Source organism: Spirosoma pulveris, assembly GCF_054781875.1.
On the sequence record NZ_BAAGTO010000040.1, the window covers coordinates 1 to 2426 of the forward strand.

At 57.3% G+C, this 2426-nt stretch carries 1 protein-coding gene; it reads left to right on the forward strand.

Going from position 1 to position 2426, the window contains the following annotated elements; all coding sequences use genetic code 11:
• Positions 1–2426, forward strand: a 2426-nt coding sequence (locus ACYVJM_RS31825) for a SusC/RagA family TonB-linked outer membrane protein (protein ID WP_461152158.1), incomplete at both ends; no start/stop codon positions are given.

Sequence of the window (2426 nt, forward strand, 5' to 3'; positions counted from 1 at the left end):
GATTCGGGGTTCCAACACCCTGGGGAACAACGACGCGCTGATCGTGATCGACGGGGTACCGGCTCGGGCCGGAGGGATCGACCGGTTGAACCCGGCCGACATCGAGAGCATGTCGGTGCTGAAAGATGCCTCGGCCGCCATCTATGGCTCACGGGCCGCCAACGGCGTTATTCTGGTAACCACCAAACGGGGTAAGACCGGCAAACCCGAGTTGTCGTACAGTTTCAACCAGGGCTTTGGCCAGCCAACGGTCATTCCTAAAATGGCATCGGCGGCTGAATATGCTCAGCTCAACAACGAGATCAACGTCTATAACCTGCCGGCACAGTACTGGAAAGATGCGAGCGCTGCGTTCAAGGCAACGGGCAGTTATACCCGGCCCGATAACGGGTCCATCGCCAAAGCCGCTTTCACGCCCGATGACATCAAGAAGTTTCAGGATGGCTCCGATCCCTGGGGGCACCCCAACACCGACTGGTTCGGCGCGGCCCTGAAAACCTGGTCGCCCCAAGTGCGGCATACGCTGCAGCTGGTGGGGGGCAATGAGAACGTGAAGTACCTGACCTCGGTCAACTACCAGAACCAGGATGCCTACTACAAGAACTCGGCCACGGGCTACAAGCAGTACGACTTCCGGCTGAATCTGGATGCCAAAATCAGTAAGTACATCAACCTGGTCACCGGCGTGGTCGGTCGTCAGGAAAACCGCTTCTTCCCCACGGTAGGTGCTGGAGATATCTTCCGGATGCTGGAACGGGGGTATCCCAACAAACCCGCTTTCTGGCCCAATGGCTTACCCGCTCCCGACATCGAGAACGGCCAGCAGCCGGTACTGGTGACCACCAGCGCCACGGGTTATGACCGGGATACCCGGTATTATCTTCAAAGTAATGCCAGCGTTAACATTACAAATCCCTGGGTTCCGGGTTTGAAGTTAACCGCTAGCGTGGCCCTGGACAAATACATTCAGCAGGGCAAGCGGTGGCAGACCCCCTGGTTCGTTTATAGCTGGGATTACACCTCCTACGACCCGACCACCAAAGAGCCGCTGCTCCAGCGCGTGCAGAAAGGGCCCGCCCAGTCTACCCTCAACCAGTACACTAACGACCAGCTTAATTCGCTGCTGTCGGGTATTCTGTCCTACGACCACACCTTCGGTGGCAGCCACGCCATCACCCTGCTGGCCGGTATCACCAAAGAGCAGTCGAACTCGAACGGTTTTTCGGGCTTCCGCCAGTATTTTAACTCGACGGCCATCGACCAGTTGTTCGCGGGTAGTCAAACGCAGCAGGTGGCCAATACAACGGCGGCCTGGGAACGGGCTCGTATGAGCTACTTCGGCCGGGCAGCCTACAACTACAAAGAGAAGTACCTGGCCGAGTTCCTGTGGCGGTATGATGGCTCGTACATGTTCCCGGCAGCGAGCCGGTGGGGTTTCTTTCCCGGCGTAACGGCGGGCTGGCGGATCTCGGAAGAAGACTTCTTCAAGAAAGCCCTGCCGGCGGTGAGCTCCCTGAAACTTCGCGCATCGTGGGGTCAGTTGGGGAACGACCAGGTGTACTTCAACGGCGCCCTGCGGGAATACGATTACCTGCCAACCTACGCTTACGGCGACCCCGTCAACTCAGGCTGGGGGTACGTAACGAACGGGCAGGTATCCCAGACGTTGTATGAGAACGGTGTACCCAATACGAAGTTAACCTGGGAAGTGGCCAACAATGCCGACATTGGTCTGGAAGGGTCGTTGCTGAACGGCAAGGTCTTCTTCGAGTTCGACGTTTTCCAGAACAAGCGGTCGAACATCCTGTGGCGCCAGAGCGCGTCGATTCCGCAAACGACGGGGGCTACCTTGCCCGCAACCAACATCGGTCGGGTGACCAACAAAGGCTATGAATTCCGGGTTGGCTACAACGGGCAGGCGGGCGACCTGAAGTTTAACGTGAGCGTGAACGGGGGCTATGCCAAAAATACCATCACCTTCTGGGATGAAACCCCGGGCGCCCCGGAATGGCAGCGGTCAACGGGTAAGCCTATTCCCAGTGACGTCAACAACCCGAACAATGCCAACGGTACTCTCATGTATCAATACGATGGTATCTTTTCGACGCAGGCCGACATTGATGCCAACAAGCTGGATTACAGCGGGGTGGGTGCCAGTCTGTTACGTCCCGGCGACATGAAGCTGAAGGATATTGACGGCAATGGAAAGATTGATGGCAATGACCGGGTACGGGCCGATCGGAACAACCAGCCTCGTTTCCAGGGCGGTTTGAACGCCGGTTTGCGCTACAAAAACTTCGATCTCAGCGTTCTGTTCCAGGCATCGACCGGTGGGCAGATCTTCCTCCAGACGGAGTCGGGCACCATTGGTAACTTCCTGCAATACAGCTACGATCACCGCTGGACGGTGGATAATCCCAGTACGT